Below are 14,766 nucleotides of genomic sequence, written 5' to 3' on the forward strand. Positions count from 1 at the left end.
CTGCTCCGCTTCCTGATGGCCGCCGCACTGACGGCCACCGCGTTCACCACCGCCTCGGTCCACTCGGCAGCTCGGGCCGCGCCGGGCAGCCCGGCGCTCACCCCGCCGCTGGGCTGGAACAGTTGGAACAGCTTCGGTTGCGGAGTCACCGAGACGCAGGTCCGCCAGGCCGCCGACGCGATGGTGTCCTCGGGCATGCGGGACGCCGGTTACCGGTACGTGGTCGTGGACGACTGCTGGTTCGACCCGCAGCGCGACTCCGCCGGCAACCTGCGGGCCAACCCGACCAAGTTCCCCAGCGGGATGAAGGCCCTCGGGGACTACATCCACCAGAAGGGCCTGAAGTTCGGCATTTACCAGGTCCCCAACGAGCGCACATGCGCCCAGGGCACGGGCGGCTACCCGGGGTCCACCGGCAGCAAGGGCCACGAGACCCAGGACGCCCGCACGTTCGCCTCCTGGGGTGTGGACTACCTCAAGTACGACTGGTGCTCCTCCGCCGGCACCCGGGACGAGCAGGTCGCGCGGTTCACACTGATGCGCGACGCCCTGCGCGCGACCGGGCGCCCGATCGTCTACAGCATCAACCCGAACAGCTTCCATGCCATCACCGGCGACAAGTACGACTGGGGCCAGGTCGCCGACCTGTGGCGGACGACCGAGGACCTGCTGGACATCTGGCAGAACGGCAACACCAACAGCTATCCGATGGGCGTGGGCAACGTCCTGGACGTCACCGCGCCGCTGGCCGCGCAGTCGGGGCCGGGCCACTGGAACGACCCCGACATGCTCGTCGTCGGCCGACCCGGCCTGTCGCTGACCGAGTCCCGCTCCCACTTCGCCCTCTGGGCGCTGATGGCCGCGCCGCTCATGGCGGGCAACGACATCCGCACCATGTCGGCCGACGTGAGCGCGATCCTGCGCAACCCGCGCCTGCTGGCGGTGAACCAGGATCCGCTGGGCGCGGGCGGGCGCAGGGTGCGCGACGACGGGAACACCGAGGTGTTCGCCAAGCCCCTGTCCGACGGCTCGGTCGCCGTGGGTCTGTTCAACCGGGGCAGCGGCACCGCGACCGTCACCACCACGGCGGCCCAGGTCGGTCTGTCCGGCGGGTCGTTCACCCTCACCGACCTGTGGACCGGCGGCACGTCGAGCACGTCCGGCCAGATCTCGGCGAGCGTGCCCGCACACGGCGTCGCCACGTTCCGGGTGACCGGCGGCACCCCGCTGGCCGCCACCACCTCCCGTCTGCGCGGCAACGGGTCGGGGCGCTGCCTGGACGTGGACAACGCCTCCACCGCCGCCGGGGCCACGGTACTGATCTGGGATTGCCACACGGCCGCCAACCAGCTGTGGACCACATGGGACGGCGGCGAGATCCGCGTCTTCGGCGACAAGTGCCTGGACGCCTACAACCAGGGCACCACCAACGGCACCCGTGTCATCACCTGGCCCTGCAACGGACAGGACAACCAGAAGTGGACCCTCGCTTCCGACGGGTCGATCCGCAACGCACACGCGGGCCTGTGCCTGGACACCGACCAATCCGGCACCGCCGGCGGAACCCCGCTCGTCCTGTGGACCTGCGACGGCCGGGCCGGCCAGAAATGGAGCCGCGCGTGAAGCCGGAACGCGTTCGTGTCCGCCTCGGCGGCCGTCCAACGTCACTCGTCGACCAGCCCACCGTGGAGGCCACGATGCTCCCGGCCCGGCCCGCACCGACCCACGCGAGGCTCGGCCGAGCCGTGACCTGGGTGGTGGCCCTCGTCCTGGCCCTGGCCGCCGTCCCCGCCGCGCTGCGGCCCACGACGGCCAGGGCGGACAACCCGATCGTGCAGCACATCTACACCGCCGACCCCGCCCCGCTGGTCGTGGGCGGCCGGGTCTACCTCTACACCGGGCACGACGAGGACGGCTCCACCAACTTCACCATGAGGGAGTGGCGGGTGTGGTCCTCCGACGACATGGTCAACTGGACCGACCACGGCTCGCCCCTCAGCCTGTCCACCTTCGCCTGGGCGTCCTCCAACGCGTGGGCGGGACAGACCGTCCAACGCAACGGCAAGTTCTACTGGTACGTGCCGGTGACGAACCGGGCGACCGGCCGGATGGCCATCGGCGTGGCGGTGTCCGACAGCCCCACCGGGCCGTTCCATGACGCCATCGGCCGCCCCCTGGTGGAGAACGGCGAGATCGACCCCACCGTTCTCGTCGACGACGATGGCCAGGCCTACCTGTACTGGGGCAACCCGAACCTCTGGTACGTCAAGCTGAACGCCGACATGACCTCGTACTCGGGCAGCCCCACCAAGATCCCGCTCACCACCGCGGGCTTCGGCACCCGCACCGGAGACCCCAACCGGCCCACCCTGTTCGAGGAAGGGCCCTGGGTCTACAAGCGAGGCGGCCTGTACTACCTGGTGTTCGCCGCCAAGTGCTGTTCGGAGTTCATCGCCTACTCCACCGCGCCCGGCCCGACCGGACCGTGGACCTACCGCGGCACGGTCATGCCCACGCAGGGCAGCAGCTTCACCAACCACCCGGGCATCATCGACTTCAAGGGAAACTCGTACTTCTTCTACCACAACGGCGCCCTTCCGGGAGGCGGCGGCTTCACCCGCTCGGTCGCCGTGGAGAAGTTCTCCTACAACGCCGACGGCACGATCCCGACCATCACCATGACCACCACGGGCGCCCCCCAGGCCGGCACGCTCAACCCGTACGTGCGCCAGGAGGCCGAGACGCTCGCCTGGGGCTCCGGCATCGAGACCGAGCCGTCGAGCGAGGGCGGGATGAACCTCGGATGGCTCGAGAACGGCGACTACGTCAAGGTCAAGGGCGTGGCCTTCGGCTCGGGTGCGTCCTCCTTCGCCACGCGCGTGGCCTCGGCCACCGGCGGCGGCACCGTCGAAGTCCGACTGGGCGGCCCGAACGGGACGGTCGCGGCCCGGTGCGCGGTACCGAACACCGGCGGCTGGCAAACCTGGACGACGGTGTCCTGCCCGATCAGCGGGGCGGTGGGAACCCAGGACCTGTATCTGCGGTTCACCGGCGGCAGCGGCTACCTGGCCAACGTGAACTGGTGGCAGTTCACCCCGGCGCCCGTGATGAGTGAGGGGGCGTCCGCATGAGTGCTCGTGTCTCACGGTCCCATGGGACCCCGGGAGAGTCGAAGGAGTCATCCATGTCGATGCGACGGCGTACCTTACTGGGCCTCGGCGCGGCAGCGGCGACGGGCGTGGGCATGTCCCTGCTCGGCAGCGGCGCGGCCGCCGGCGCCCTGACGCCACGGATGTCCTCACCGCGGCAGGCGCCCACCGCGCCGTTCGCCGTCGGCGTGCGCCAGTTCAACTGGTACCGCGGCAGCCGCCGGCTGACCACGAAGATCTTCTATCCGGCCTCCGGCACGGCGGGCGGCAATCCCGTCCCGAACGCGCCCGTCGCAGGCGGCATCTTTCCCATCGCCGAATGGAGCCACGGCATGGGGTGCAACTCCGACTGCTACTCCTCACAGACCCACGACCTGGCTTCGGCGGGCTTCATCTGCCCCGCTCCCTCGTTCTCCGACAACACCAACATCGGCAGCGTCTACAACGGCAACTGGTCCAAGGACGTCTCCGAGGTCATCACCCGGACACTGGCGCTCAACAACACGGCGGGCGACCCGTTCGCCGGACACATCGACACCCGAGCCGGTGTCGGGGCGTCGGGCCACTCGATGGGCGGCATGACCACCCACGGCCTGCTCACCGCCTGGCCGGACAACCGCGTCGTCGCCGCCGTTCCGGTCGCCTGCGTGGACATGGGCAACCCGGCCGGCCTCCACGCCAACGTGCTGTTCATCCACGGCGACCGCGACCAGACCTGCGACTACAACTCGGCGCGCACGGCGTACGCGGAGCTCCCGTCGCCCAAGGCGTTCCTCACCCACGTCGGGGCGGACCACGGCCAGTACCTGGTCCCGGACTACCGGTACTACGCCCAGACGAAGAACACCTTCCTGGACTGGTTCCGCTGGAGCCTGTACGGCGACACCGCCGCTCGCGACCGCCTGGGGAGCGACGCCACCAGCAGCGGCACCTCCTGGCAGGCGGCCCTCGGCTAGGCGATTTCGCCGTGCCGGGATTCCGGGCGAGGGCAGGGCCCCGGCCGTGGCCGGGGCCCTGCCACTGCGGCTACTGGCTCGCGTCGGTGCCCGGGTCGGCCGGCGGCACGCCTTCCTCGACGCACACCCGCACGTCCCACGGGCCCAGCGGCAAGGTCTCGCCGGCCGCGTACCGCCGAGAGGAAGGCCGCGTCGGCGTCCGGGCGCAGGCCCGCGACGAGGCCGCCGGCCGTCTCCAGCTCCTCCCCCAGCCGGGCCAGTTCCCGGTAGACGCGGCCCGGGCCCCGCTGTTCGGGAGTCAGTTCGGCGTCCTCGGCGGCCACCCGGTCGTAGGAGATGCGGGTGGTGACGGACTGCCCCGGCCTGTTCGACCACACGGACTCCCCGACCCGGACCACCGGGCACCGGGCCTCGGCCATCAGGTCCGGTGGCGTCACCAGCCCATCGGCAGACCGGCGACGAACGATCTGAGCCGGTCGGCGATGAGTCGGTCGTCGTGCGCCGAGTAGTGCCAGTCGCAGCCCAGGAAGTCCAGCCCCGAGTCGTCGAGGAACCAGTAGCGCACCCGGCTGTCACCGGCGTCGTTGCGTGCCTTGACCACCTGCTGGACATGGCCCGCGAACTGGCCGGCGCCGACTGCCACGATGGTGGTCGTGGCCCCGTAGCGCGTCCGCAGCTTCTGGAGGAAGTCGCCGTAGGCGGTGCGGTAGGCGGCCGCGAGGCTGTCGGGCGTCCACGGCTCACCGGGGTTGACGGCGGTCGAGAAGTCGTTGGTGCCGAGGTTGACCACCACGAGCTGGGGGTGCCAGGTGCCCGGGTTCTGCCAGACGTCGCCGGACACGTTCAGCAGGGCGCGGTCGTAGAAGGTCCGGTAGGTGACGTCCGGGGAGCCTCCGTTGTAGTTGCGCACCATGCCGAGGCCCGAATAGCCGTTGATCTGGTAGTCGGCGTTCAGTTTCCGGGCGGTGAGGGCGCCGTAGCTCACGTCGGCGTTGGTGGTCCGTCTGAGCTGGTCCCCGGTACAGCTGCGTGAGGCCGAGAGGTTGCCGTAGCCCACCGTGAGGGAGTCCCCGATGAACTCGATCTGGCGGTGGCGGGCCGGTGGTTTGCGCAGCACGGCACCGCCGGGCGCGGCGACGAAGCCTCCGAACGTGCTGGTGTCCCACGGGCTGTCGTTGCGCTTGACGAGCCGGACGGTGTGCGCGCGGTCCTGCAGACCGTTGATCCAGTGCGTGGTCCGGCCGGGCGTGACCAGGGTGGCGACGGTGGCTCCGTCGATCTGGACGTCGTAGTCGGCGGCCGGGTCGTCGAGCACGATGCCGACGCCGGTGCCCCTGACGGCGCCCTCGAAGTACACCCCGGGCCAGCTGTATTGCACCGTGTTTCCGCCGTCCTTCACCCGCCCGGCGGTGTGCACCCGCGCCAGCACTCCCGTCGCGCGGCCCGCTCGACCCTCCGGCGCGTCGGCCGGCCGCGTGTCGGCGGCGCCCAGTCCGGCCAGGAGCGATGTCCACAGGGCGGTCACCGCGGTGATCACCGCCGTTCGCCTCGCGCCTCTCCGCCACGACACCCTGAATGTCATATGCCTGCCCTGCATTCATGCCTCCCTGTTGTCAGGCCGATGCATGAGTTGTCGAAGCGCATCGACGCCCCCAGGACCCGAACGGGCTGTCAATGGACCAGGTCGAGAAACTTTCCTTGCGTCTTTGCTCTTGTTGCGCACGAAACAGGCCCGCTAACTTCCCTTCCTAGTGAAGCGCTTCGACACGCTTGAGAAAAGAGGGCGACCATGGCGTACGCCGACCGCCGCTCCCGCATCATCGCGCTGGTGATGCCGCTGCGGACGGTCATGTACGTCCCGGTCAGGATGGAGATCGCCGCCTCTGCTCGGCCTGCTGCGCGCCCTCGGGCGGTCCGTTCCCGACGACGCCTCGGTGGTCGCCCTCCGCCCGGCGCAATCGGCCGAGCAGCACACACCAGCCCTCACCACCGTGTCCGGTCCCGCGCGGCGGGGGGGGAGCCGCCGGCGGACGAACGGGTCCTTGCGACGCCGGCCCTCACCATCCGCCAGAGCAGTAAGGCCAAGCCCTGACCATCAGCCAGAGCAGTGACACCCACCCTGATTCGTCCAAGGAGCCGTCATGAGAGCAGAGCGCACCGTCGGCTGTCAGGGTTCCGGCTTCCGCCACGGACGCCGTCGCGGCGATACGGCCCAGCCACACCGCCCTGCGGACCCGGACAGCCGGGGCTCACTCCTCCTTCGGCGGGGCCGTGCTCTCCCGCACGGTGAGGGTGGTCACGATCTCCAGCCCCACCTGGGGCACCGCCTCACCCCGGCCGAGCGCGAGGGCCAGCTCGGTGGCGGCCGTCGCCATCTCGGCCAGCGGCTGATGAACGGTGGTCAGCGGCGGATCCATCCACGCCACGGGCGGCACGTCGTCGAAACCCACCACGCTCAGGTCATGCGGGATACGCAGCCCCAGCTCCCGCGCGGCCTGATAGACGCCGACCGCCTGCATGTCGTTGGCGGTGAACACCGCGGTGGGGCGATCGGGGCGGGACAGCAGCTCCCGAGCCGCCGCGTACCCGTCTTCACGCGAGAGCCGCGTCTTCACCACCAGACCGGGGTCCAGGGGCAGGCCCGCCTCCGCGAGGGCGGAGACGTAACCGGAGAGCCGCGCGCGGCAGAAATCATGGTCCGGCCCGCTGACCATGGCGATGCGCCGGTGCCCCAGCTCGACCAGATGCCGGGGGGCCGCCTGACCCGGCCCTTCCCTCCGCGTCCGGAAGCCCGAACGCGGACACCAGCAGCCCGACCCGGTTTCTGCGGGCCACGCGCTCGACACCGCGGATGATCTCCACCGACCACATGTGCTCCAGCTCCCGGAACACCAGCTCCACCAGATTGCTCCGGCTCTTGGGAGGTTTGCGGTAACCGTACTCGTGGATCAGCGACTCGACCCGGGCCCGGGTCTCGTCCGAGACCCCGGATCGGCCGTTGAGAACTTTCGACACGGTGGGGATCGAGACGCCCGCCGACTCGGCGATGTACGCGATGGTCACCGATTCGGGTCCCGCACCACGCTCACTGTGTTCCTCCGGTGAAGGTCTGCCCGATCGGTTGTCCGGCGCGGTCGCCTTTCCCCATCCCTCGACTGCTGCCGCCGCCATTCCGACACCTTTGATCAAGGGTGCGCGCGGCACGAGCTTCCACACATTCCTGCCCCTCAACGCAAGGACCACCATGGCTCTGACCGACCAGAATCCTGACGAACTCCTCGACTACCGGCCGGACGTCTCCGTACCGGACGACTTCGACGCCTTCTGGCGGCGGACCCTGGCGGAAGCCCGCGCCCTGGGCGGAGCGGTCAAGGCCGAGCGGGTCACCGACCGGCACCTGCTGAGCACGGTCGAGGTGGACGACGTGCGTTTCCCCGGCTGGAACGGCGAACCTGTGGCCGCCTGGCTGCTGCGCCCGCGCGGCGCCGAAGGCCCGTTGCCGGTCGTCGTCACCTACATCGGGTACTCCGGCGGCCGCGGGCTTCCCACCGACCATCTGCTGTGGTCCGCGGCCGGTTACGCGCAACTCGTCGTCGACAGCCGCGGACAGGGCCACGACACCCCGGACCGCGGCGAGGGCGACGGCACGCAATGGGCCGCGGGCTTCATGACCCGCGGCATCGACTCACCCGACCACTACTACTACCGCCGCCTCATGACGGACTGCGTACGCGCCGTGGACGCGGTCGCCGAACTGCCCGGACTGGACGCCGGCCGGGTCATCGCCGCGGGCGGCAGCCAGGGGGGCGGTCTGGCTCTCGCGGTCGCCGGACTCGCCCCGGACCGGGTGGCGGCAGTGCTCGCGGACCTTCCGTTTCTCTGCCACTTCCGTCAGGCGGCGCAGATCAGCATGGAGGGCCCGTACCTGGAAGTCACCAGGTACCTGCGCTGGCACAGTCCGCACCGTGTCGATACGACCTTCGCCACGCTCGACTACTTCGACGGTGTCCACTTCGCCCGTCGGGCGACGGCCCCGGCACTGTTCAGCGTCGGCCTCATGGACCCGGTCTGCCCGCCCTCCACCGTCTATGCCGCCTTCAACCACTACGCGGGGGCGGACCGGACCATGACCGTCTGGCCCTTCGCCGACCACGGCGGTGGCTTCGGCCGGAACACCGCGGTGCAGATGAAGTGGCTGCGCCAACGCGGTCTGACACCGCGGCGATAGGCGGAGAAGACCGGCCCGACCCGACCGGCGGGCGCCGCCTGTCTCCCGCCGCCGCCGGCCGCCCGCGGCGGCGGCTCCTCCGACCACCTCCGTCCACCCGCCCCTCCCCGGAAACACCGCCCAGAGCCGCTGGGCCGCCGCTCCCGCGCAGGCCCGTACAGACCCCGTACCAGAAAGGCAGAACGCGCCATGTCCCCTGCCCCGCACCTCTCCCGCCGAGGACTGCTGGCCGCCGGGGCGGCCACGGCCGCACTCCCCCTGCTCGCCCCCTCCGCCGCGGCCGCCCGCCCGGCCGGCACGTCCGGCTCCGCCCGCGCGGCCGACTCCACGCCGTACACCTTCCGCAACGCGGAGATAGTCGGCGGCGGCTTCGTCACCGGCATCGTCTTCAACCAGAGCGAGCCCGGACTGGTGTACGCCCGGACCGACATCGGCGGCGCCTACCGCCTCGACACGGCGTCCCGGCGGTGGATTCCCCTCACCGACTGGATCGGCTGGGACGAGTACGGACACACCGGCATCATCAGCGTCGCCACCGACGAGGCCGATCCCGACCGCGTCTACCTGGCGGCGGGCACCTACCCCATGCCCGACTGGGACCCGTCGATGGCGGCGATCCTGCGCTCGACCGACCGCGGCCGCACCTGGAAGACCACTCCCCTGCCGTTCCGGCTGGGCGGCAACATGCCCGGCCGGGGCATCGGGGAGCGGCTGGTGATCGACCCCAACCGCAACAAGATCCTCTACCTGGGGGTGCGCGGGGGCCACGGGCTGTGGCGCAGCACCGACCACGGCAAGACCTTCGCGAAGGTGACCGGCTTCCCCAACGCGGGCAACTTCGTCCCCGACCCCCATGACACCAACGGCCCGAACGGCGACAACCTGGGCGTGCTGCAGGTCGTCTTCGACAAGCGCACCGGCAGAGCGGGCAGGGCCACCCGGACGATCTATGTCACCGTCGCCGACAAGGACAACATCCTGTACCGGTCCACCGACGCGGGAGCGACCTGGGAGCGCGTACCGGGGCAGCCCACCGGCTACATCCCGCACCACGCGGTCTTCGACCACGCCGGCGGCTATCTGTACCTGGCGACCAGCGACACCGCCGGCCCCTACGACGGCTCCAAGGGCGACGTGTGGAAGCTGGATACCGCCACCGACACCTGGACCCGCATCAGCCCGGTCCCGTCCACCAGCGACGACAACCAGTACGGCTACAGCGGCCTGACCATCGACCGGCAGAACCCGGACACCCTGATGGTGTCCACCCAGGTCAAGTGGTACCCCGACTGCGTCCTCTTCCGCTCCACCGACGGCGGCGCGACCTGGACCCGGGCCTGGGACCTGGGCGCCGATTCCGAGCGCACCCTGCGCTACGACATCGACATCTCCGCCGCCCCCTGGCTGACCTGGAACGCCTCGCCGTCGCTGCCCGAGATCACACCGAAGCTGGGCTGGATGATGGAGTCCGTCCAGATCGACCCGTTCGACTCCGACCACTTCATGTACGGAACCGGCGCGACGATCTACGGGGCGAACAACCTGACCGACTGGGACCGCGGAGGCACGGTGCACCTCTCCGTGCGGGCGCAGGGCCTGGAGGAGACCTCGGTCGGCTGCGTGATCAGCCCTCCCGCCGGCCCCGCGCACCTCTTCTCGGGCGTGGGCGACGTCGGCGGCTTCCGGCACACGGATGTCCACAAGGCGCCGAAGATGTACGACAACCCGACCTTCGGCGCCACCCCGGCCCTTGACTACGCGGAGCTGGCGCCGCACATCATCGTGCGGGTCGGCAACCCCACCAGCGGCTGGACCCAGCACTTCGCCATCTCCACCGACAGCGGCGACAGCTGGACGCCCTCGCGCAGTGAGCCGTCCGGCGTCACCGGGCCCGGAGTCGATGACCAGGCCGTCGCCGTCAGCGCCGACGGCAGGCGGATCGTGTGGTCACCGGCCGGAGCGCCGGCCGGCTGGTCCGACGACAACGGAGCCACCTGGACGGCTTCGAAGGGGCTGCCGGCCGGGGTTTCGGTGCGCTCCGACCGGGTGAACCCGGCGAAGTTCTACGCCTTCGGCTCCGGCGTGTTCTACCTCAGCACGGACGGCGGCAAGAGCTTCAGGGCCACGGCGGCGACCGGGCTGCCCACCGCGGGCAACGTCCGCTTCAAGCCGGCACCGGGCCACGAGGGCGACATCTGGCTGGCCGGCGGCAGCAGCAAGTCCACCGATTCCACGCCCTACGGGCTGTGGCGGTCGGCCGACTCAGGAGCGACCTTCACCCGGTTCAAGGCGGTGGACGAGGGCGATGTCGTCGGATTCGGCAAGGCGGCGCCCGGCGCCACGTACCCCGCCGTCTACACCAGCTCCAGGATCCGCGGCGTACGCGGCATCTTCCGGTCCGACGACGCGGGCCGGACCTGGGTCCGCATCAACGACGACCGCCACCAGTACGCCTGGACCGGCAACACCATTACCGGAGACCCCCGGGTCTACGGCCGCGTGTACTTCGGGACCAACGGACGCGGAGTCATCTGCGGCGACCCCACGTGAGGTCCGACTCCAGGTCGCCGCGATCCGCACCCGCCGTCCCGAAGGGGAGACCGACGTGGCCCTGCCCCCAGGGCAGGGCGACCGAATCCTCCTCTCCCGTGTGATCCCCCCACTCAGCGCACCACTTCAGGAGGGCTGATGAAATTCCGCATCGGCTGGGCCGCGCTTCTCGCGGCGCTGGCTCTCGTCTTCACCTTGCCGAACTCGGCAGCGGCAGCGTCGTCGACGTACTGGTTCAAGCACTACGCGACCGGCGGCAACGCCTCGACGTGGTACAGCGACGACGCCAACTGGGGTGTGAACTCCTCGACCGGCACCGGCTTCGTCGCCATGGTCAACGGCAAGGACTGGGGCTGGTCATCCCCGGTGACGACACTCCCCAAGAAGATCGGCGACGTCAACCGCAACAACACCACGTGGTTCAGCCAGTCGGCGTACCCGAGGTCCGGCTCCTACTACGACGCCGCCTACGACATCTTCATCGACCCCTACCCCGCGCCGACCGACCGCAACTCCAAGACCGAGATCATGATCTGGCTCAACTGGTACAACACCAAGCCGCTGGCCGACCACTACGACGCGAACGGCAACGCGATCCCGGCCGCGACCAACGTGAGCCTGGGCGGCCGCGCCTGGGACGTCTACGAGTACAACTGGCCGAACGGCGACCACACCCTCAGCTTCCTGGACAGGAACAGGTCCGGCTGGTGGTCCGGCAGCCTCACCCCGTTCTTCGACTACGGCCTGAACAGGGGGTTCTACACCAAGGACCACTACCTCAACAGCGTCATGGCCGGCTGGGAATTCGGGCCGGGCGACTACACCGCTCACTCCTGGGGCGCCGTGGGCTTCTGACGCCGCGACGAGCTCAGGCGTCGAAGCCGAAGGACGCCAGGCGGAAGTCACCGTGCAGGGTCAGCCGCAGATCGTGGACGCCGTCGTCGGGCGCTGTCGCGTCGGCGGTGACCGTCGTCCAGGTGTAGCGGCTGCCGGTGACCGGTACGGCGATCCGCGCCAGGAGCCGGTCACCGGCCCTCACCTCCAGCCGTGCCTCCCCCGCACCCGCACCCTCGCATGCGACCCTCGCCTCGAAGCGGGCGGCTCCGGCCAGGTCGGCGGAGCGGTAGAGCAGGGTCGCGGGGAGCGCGGGATCGGTGGGGGTGACCGCGTCGCCGGCGGCGCGGGTGGCGTCGACGAGGGTGACGCGCGTGTAGTCGTCGAAGTCGGCGGCCGGGGTGTGCCGCCCGACGACCTCGCGGGGTGCGGGGGGCGTGCCGGTCACCGTCAGCGGGGCGCTGAGGACGACGTGTTCCGCGGAACGGGCGACGAGGATCTCGTAGGCGCCCGGATCCACGGTGAAGGCCCCGGTGGCCACGTCCCAGTGGGCGAACCGCGCGGCGGGCAGCCGGAAGGCCACCTCCCGGCTCTCCCCGGACTCCAGCCGCACCTTGCGGAAGTCGGCCAGCCTCAGCCGGGGCGCCTCGTAACGCGCGTCGAGGGCACGGACGTAGAGCTGGACCACCTCGCTGCCGGGTCGCGCTCCGGTGTTGGACAGCGTCACCGTGACGTCGAGCGCACCGTCCCGCGGCACCGCCGGGGTGGACAGCCGCAGGTCGCTGTAGGCGAAGTCGGTGTAGGACAAGCCGTGGCCGAAGGCGTACAGGGGCGCGCCCCTGTGGTACTGGTAGGTCCAGCCGGCCTTGATGACGTCGTAGTCGAGCGGGTGCGGAAGGTCGTCGTCGCCGCGGTACCAGGTCTGCGGCAGCCGGCCCGACGGGTCGGCCTCGCCGAGCAGTACGGCGGCCAGCGCCCCGCCCGTCTCCTGCCCGCCGTGGGAGGTCCACACCACGGCGGGCAGATGCTCCTCCGCCCAGTCGAGGGCGTAGGGGTAGCTGCTCATGACGACCAGCGCGGTCTGCGGACGGACCTCGGCGACCGCGCGCAGCAGCGCTGCCTGGGTCGCGGGTAGTGCGATGCCCGAACGGTCCTCGGTCTCGCGGCCGTTGATGAGCGGGTGGTTGCCGAGGACGACGATCGCCGCGTCGGCCGCCTCGGCGGCGGCGCGTGCTTCGGCCGTGCCGTCCCGGAGCAGCTCGCGCTGCCAGCGCTCGGCGGCCTGCGGGGTTTCGGCGGTGACGGCGACCCGGCCGCCGGCCGCGTCGACGGCGGCATAGCGGCCGGTGAGGACGTTGCGCAGGAGCACCGTGTCGGCGTCGCCCGCCGGGTCGGGCTCCAGAAGGAAGGTTTCGTTGATGAACCAGGTCTTGATGACATCCCGGTCCGCGGCGAGCGAGTCGTCGTCCTTGCGGCTGAGGTAGCGGCCGGTTTCGGCGTCGCGCAGGGTCAGCACACCGTCGCCCCACTCGAAGACGTCGTACGCGGTCCCGCCGAGCCGTTCGCCGGAGGTGCGGGAGCGGAGCGCGATCCGGTCGGCGCCGTCCACGGTGACGACGTCGCCGCCGCCCTCGCCGAGCGCCGCACGCAGCCCGGACGCGATGCCGACCCGGTAGGGCAGGGTGCCGCTGTACCAGTCCTCGTGCAGGGCGTCGGCGAGCGGGCCGATGACGGCGACGCGCGGCGCCCGCTCCGCCCGGAGAGGCAGCAGGCCGTCGTTCTTGAGCAGCACCACCGACTCGGTCGCGGCGCGCAGGGCGAGGGTGCGGTGCTCCGCGCGGTCGACGACCTCCGGTCCGATACCGGCGTACGGGTCGAGTTCCGGGTCGAACTCACCCAGCCGGAAGCGGATGTGAAGGTGTCGCCGGGCCGCTCGGTCGATGTCCGCCTCGTCGATCAGGCCGCGCTCCAGGGCCTCGCGCAGCCGGCCGACCGTGATCGAACTGTCCTCGCGATGCTGGGTGAAACTGTCGATGCCGGCTTTCAGCGCGGCGGCATGGGACGCCGCGTGGTCCTCGAAGTAGTGCTCCATCTCCACCAGGTTGGAGGGCGCCTGCTCGTCGCTGACCACGAACAGTTCGTGGCGGGTGGTCCGGGCCCAGGTCCGCAGCTCCGTCTCGAGGAGTGGGCTGACGTGGCAGGGGCGGCCGTTGACCAGGTTGTACGCGGCCATCGCGCCGGTCGCCGCGCCGGAGGCGACGATGGGCCGGAAGGCGGCCAGGTCGTACTCCTGGAGGACGCGGGGGCGCAGTCCGGAGGAGGTGACGCAGCGGTCGTCCTCGTTGTTGTAGGCGAGGAAGTGCTTGAGCACCGGAGCCGCGCGCAGATAGGCCGGATGGTCGCCGGACAGGCCCCGGCAGTAGGCGGTGCCCAGCCGGGCGGTGTGCACCGGGTCCTCGGAGTAGCCCTCTTCGTTGCGGCCCCAGCGCGGGTCGCGCAGCAGGTTCACCACGGGTGCCCACGCGTGGAGGCTGTTGGTGCCGACGCCGTTCGCCGTCGGGCGGTGGTAGTGGAAGGCGCGCAGTTCGACCGAGACGGCCTCGGCGACCTCGTGGACGAGTTCCTCGTCCCAGGTCGCGCCGAGCCCCACGGCCTGCGGAAAGACGGTCGCCTCGCCCAGCCATGACACGCCGTGCAGCGCCTCCGTGCCGGTGCGGAACGAGGCGAGGCCGAGGCGCTCCACGGCCGGCGCGTACTGGTGCAGCAGCGCGATCCGCTCGTCGAGCGTGAGCCGCCCGAGCAGGTCGTCGACGCGCTTGTCGATCGGCAGCGCGGGGTCGCGGAACGGAAGACGGCCGGCGGCGGACGGAGAGGGAGAACCCACGAGGCTGACCCCTATGAAGGCTGGTTGGAGGCGTTGAAGCGCTTCGACGCTGTCACTCGTTCCACGGAACTGTCAATGACCAGGGAGCGAGAAAGTTTCTTGGCGTTCCCCCTCTTGTTTCGCGAGAAATGTGTCATTAACGTTTCGCCGCCAAGTCAAGCGCTT

The 14,766-nt window shown here is 70.7% G+C and carries 9 protein-coding genes and 1 pseudogene; 7 read left to right on the forward strand and 3 right to left on the reverse strand.

Annotation, left to right across the window (positions count from 1 at the left end; translation table 11 throughout):
• Positions 1-15: 15 nt before the first annotated feature.
• From ABFY07_RS07235 to ABFY07_RS07245, 3 genes are all read left to right on the forward strand, one after another.
• Positions 16-1,623, forward strand: a complete 1,608-nt coding sequence (locus ABFY07_RS07235) for a glycoside hydrolase family 27 protein (RefSeq protein ID WP_346173745.1) — start codon at positions 16-18, stop codon at positions 1,621-1,623.
• A 74-nt stretch (positions 1,624-1,697) separates the two neighbouring features.
• Complete coding sequence (locus tag ABFY07_RS07240; RefSeq protein WP_428836876.1) at positions 1,698-3,131, forward strand: glycoside hydrolase family 43 protein; 1,434 nt, start codon at positions 1,698-1,700, stop codon at positions 3,129-3,131.
• A 53-nt stretch (positions 3,132-3,184) separates the two neighbouring features.
• Complete coding sequence (locus tag ABFY07_RS07245; protein WP_346173632.1) at positions 3,185-4,105, forward strand: alpha/beta hydrolase; 921 nt, start codon at positions 3,185-3,187, stop codon at positions 4,103-4,105.
• Positions 4,106-4,538: 433 nt separating this feature from the next.
• On the opposite strand, the gene ABFY07_RS07250 is transcribed toward ABFY07_RS07245, so the two are convergent.
• Positions 4,539-5,642, reverse strand: coding sequence for an SGNH/GDSL hydrolase family protein (locus ABFY07_RS07250; RefSeq protein WP_346173633.1), 1,104 nt, complete (start codon positions 5,640-5,642; stop codon positions 4,539-4,541).
• 397 nt (positions 5,643-6,039) lie between these two features.
• Here ABFY07_RS07250 and ABFY07_RS43100 point away from each other — a divergent pair, with 397 nt between their 5' ends.
• Positions 6,040-6,216, forward strand: a complete 177-nt coding sequence (locus ABFY07_RS43100) for a hypothetical protein (protein ID WP_428836866.1) — start codon at positions 6,040-6,042, stop codon at positions 6,214-6,216.
• A 138-nt stretch (positions 6,217-6,354) separates the two neighbouring features.
• On the opposite strand, the pseudogene ABFY07_RS07255 reads toward ABFY07_RS43100, so the two are convergent.
• Positions 6,355-7,168 (reverse strand): annotated as a pseudogene (locus ABFY07_RS07255) (LacI family DNA-binding transcriptional regulator).
• A 181-nt stretch (positions 7,169-7,349) separates the two neighbouring features.
• On the opposite strand from ABFY07_RS07255, the gene ABFY07_RS07260 reads away from it, so the two are divergent.
• The 3 genes from ABFY07_RS07260 (at position 7,350) to ABFY07_RS07270 (ending at position 11,738) form a co-directional block, all read left to right on the forward strand.
• Complete coding sequence (locus tag ABFY07_RS07260) at positions 7,350-8,333, forward strand: acetylxylan esterase (protein WP_346173634.1); 984 nt, start codon at positions 7,350-7,352, stop codon at positions 8,331-8,333.
• A gap of 189 nt (positions 8,334-8,522) precedes the next feature.
• Complete coding sequence (locus ABFY07_RS07265) at positions 8,523-10,883, forward strand: xyloglucanase (RefSeq protein WP_346173635.1); 2,361 nt, start codon at positions 8,523-8,525, stop codon at positions 10,881-10,883.
• Positions 10,884-11,021: 138 nt separating this feature from the next.
• Complete coding sequence (locus ABFY07_RS07270; RefSeq protein ID WP_346173636.1) at positions 11,022-11,738, forward strand: GH12 family glycosyl hydrolase domain-containing protein; 717 nt, start codon at positions 11,022-11,024, stop codon at positions 11,736-11,738.
• A gap of 13 nt (positions 11,739-11,751) precedes the next feature.
• On the opposite strand, the gene ABFY07_RS07275 is transcribed toward ABFY07_RS07270, so the two are convergent.
• Positions 11,752-14,601, reverse strand: a complete 2,850-nt coding sequence (locus ABFY07_RS07275; RefSeq protein WP_346173637.1) for a glycoside hydrolase family 3 C-terminal domain-containing protein — start codon at positions 14,599-14,601, stop codon at positions 11,752-11,754.
• Between the last annotated feature and the right edge of the window lie 165 nt (positions 14,602-14,766).

It is taken from the genome of Streptomyces sparsogenes subsp. cuspidosporus, assembly GCF_039532705.1.
GTDB lineage: Bacteria > Actinomycetota > Actinomycetes > Streptomycetales > Streptomycetaceae > Streptomyces > Streptomyces sparsogenes.

Bases quoted from the DNA above. Each gene is read 5' to 3' on its own strand.
- ABFY07_RS07245 (WP_346173632.1), top strand. From the start codon at position 3,185: ATGTCGATGCGACGGCGTACCTTACTGGGCCTCGGCGCGGCAGCGGCG.
- ABFY07_RS07240 (WP_428836876.1), top strand. From the start codon at position 1,698: ATGCTCCCGGCCCGGCCCGCACCGACCCACGCGAGGCTCGGCCGAGCC.
- ABFY07_RS07260 (WP_346173634.1), top strand. From the start codon at position 7,350: ATGGCTCTGACCGACCAGAATCCTGACGAACTCCTCGACTACCGGCCG.
- ABFY07_RS07265 (WP_346173635.1), top strand. From the start codon at position 8,523: ATGTCCCCTGCCCCGCACCTCTCCCGCCGAGGACTGCTGGCCGCCGGG.
- ABFY07_RS07235 (WP_346173745.1), top strand. From the start codon at position 16: ATGGCCGCCGCACTGACGGCCACCGCGTTCACCACCGCCTCGGTCCAC.
- ABFY07_RS07270 (WP_346173636.1), top strand. From the start codon at position 11,022: ATGAAATTCCGCATCGGCTGGGCCGCGCTTCTCGCGGCGCTGGCTCTC.